Origin of the sequence: Streptomyces sp. NPDC051364, assembly GCF_040682115.1 — a bacterium.
Lineage (GTDB): Bacteria > Actinomycetota > Actinomycetes > Streptomycetales > Streptomycetaceae > Streptomyces.
Map to the genome: position 1 here is coordinate 1 of NZ_JBFBAH010000076.1, position 2,418 is coordinate 2,418.

Annotated in this window: 1 rRNA gene; it reads right to left on the bottom strand. The window is 56.4% G+C overall.

Going from position 1 to position 2,418, the window contains the following annotated elements:
• A 23S ribosomal RNA gene (locus tag AB0M76_RS43260) occupies window positions 1-2,359 on the bottom strand; the annotation flags it as partial.
• Between the last annotated feature and the right edge of the window lie 59 nt (window positions 2,360-2,418).

Sequence of the window (2,418 nt, forward strand, 5' to 3'; positions counted from 1 at the left end):
TTCAAAGTCTCCCACCTATCCTACACAAGCCGAACCGAACACCAATATCAAACTATAGTAAAGGTCCCGGGGTCTTTCCGTCCTGCTGCGCGAAACGAGCATCTTTACTCGTAGTGCAATTTCACCGGGCCTATGGTTGAGACAGTCGAGAAGTCGTTACGCCATTCGTGCAGGTCGGAACTTACCCGACAAGGAATTTCGCTACCTTAGGATGGTTATAGTTACCACCGCCGTTTACTGGCGCTTAAGTTCTCAGCTTCGCACGCCCGAAAGCGCACTAACCGGTCCCCTTAACGTTCCAGCACCGGGCAGGCGTCAGTCCGTATACATCGCCTTACGGCTTCGCACGGACCTGTGTTTTTAGTAAACAGTCGCTTCTCGCTGGTCTCTGCGGCCACCCCCAGCTCACGGAGTAAATCCGATCACCAGTGATGGCCCCCCTTCTCCCGAAGTTACGGGGGCATTTTGCCGAGTTCCTTAACCATAGTTCACCCGAACGCCTCGGTATTCTCTACCTGACCACCTGAGTCGGTTTAGGGTACGGGCCGCCATGAAACTCGCTAGAGGCTTTTCTCGACAGCATAGGATCATCCACTTCACCACAATCGGCTCGGCATCAGGTCTCAGCCTTATATGAGGGACGGATTTGCCTACCCCTCGGCCTACACCCTTACCCCGGGACTACCACCGCCCGGGCTGGACTACCTTCCTGCGTCACCCCATCGCTTACCTACTACAAGTCTGGTTCGTCGGCTCCACCACTTTCCTTTCCCCGAAGGGTCCGGAACGGCTTCACGGACTTAGCATCGCCTGATTCGATATTGGGCGTTTCAAAGCGGGTACCGGAATATCAACCGGTTGTCCATCGACTACGCCTGTCGGCCTCGCCTTAGGTCCCGACTTACCCTGGGCAGATCAGCTTGACCCAGGAACCCTTAGTCAATCGGCGCACACGTTTCTCACGTGTGTATCGCTACTCATGCCTGCATTCTCACTCGTGAACCGTCCACAACTAGCTTCCGCTGCTGCTTCACCCGGCACACGACGCTCCCCTACCCATCACAGCGGGCGTTGGCCCTATTGCTGCAATGACACGACTTCGGCGGTACGCTTGAGCCCCGCTACATTGTCGGCGCGGAATCACTTGACCAGTGAGCTATTACGCACTCTTTCAAGGGTGGCTGCTTCTAAGCCAACCTCCTGGTTGTCTCTGCGACTCCACATCCTTTCCCACTTAGCGTACGCTTGGGGGCCTTAGTCGATGCTCTGGGCTGTTTCCCTCTCGACCATGGAGCTTATCCCCCACAGTCTCACTGCCGTGCTCTCACTTACCGGCATTCGGAGTTTGGCTAAGGTCAGTAACCCGGTAGGGCCCATCGCCTATCCAGTGCTCTACCTCCGGCAAGAAACACACGACGCTGCACCTAAATGCATTTCGGGGAGAACCAGCTATCACGGAGTTTGATTGGCCTTTCACCCCTAACCACAGGTCATCCCCCAGGTTTTCAACCCTGGTGGGTTCGGTCCTCCACGAAGTCTTACCTCCGCTTCAACCTGCCCATGGCTAGATCACTCCGCTTCGGGTCTAGAGCGTGCAACTCAATCGCCCTATTCGGACTCGCTTTCGCTACGGCTTCCCCACACGGGTTAACCTCGCTACACACCGCTAACTCGCAGGCTCATTCTTCAAAAGGCACGCAGTCACGACTGTATGTGCAAGCACATACAGCGACGCTCCCACGGCTTGTAGGCACACGGTTTCAGGTACTATTTCACTCCGCTCCCGCGGTACTTTTCACCATTCCCTCACGGTACTATCCGCTATCGGTCACCAGGGAATATTTAGGCTTAGCGGGTGGTCCCGCCAGATTCACACGGGATTTCTCGGGCCCCGTGCTACTTGGGAGATGAGCAAGCAAGCCGCTGATGTTTCGTCTACGGGGGTCTTACCCTCTACGCCGGACCTTTCGCATGTCCTTCGACTACATCAACGGTTTCTGACTCGCCGACCGGCCGGCAGACCGATCAAGCTCATTCCCACAACCCCGCATGCGCAACCCCTGCCGGGTATCACACGCATACGGTTTGGCCTCATCCGGTTTCGCTCGCCACTACTCCCGGAATCACGGTTGTTTTCTCTTCCTGAGGGTACTGAGATGTTTCACTTCCCCTCGTTCCCTCCACACTGCCTATGTGTTCAGCAGTGGGTGACAGCCCATGACGACTGCCGGGTTTCCCCATTCGGACACCCCCGGATCAAAGCTCAGTTGGCAGCTCCCCGGGGCCTATCGCGGCCTCTCACGTCCTTCATCGGTTCCTGGTGCCAAGGCATCCACCGTGCGCCCTTAAAAACTTGGCCACAGATGCTCGCGTCCACTGTGTAGTTCTCAAACAACGACCAGCCACCCATCACCCTAC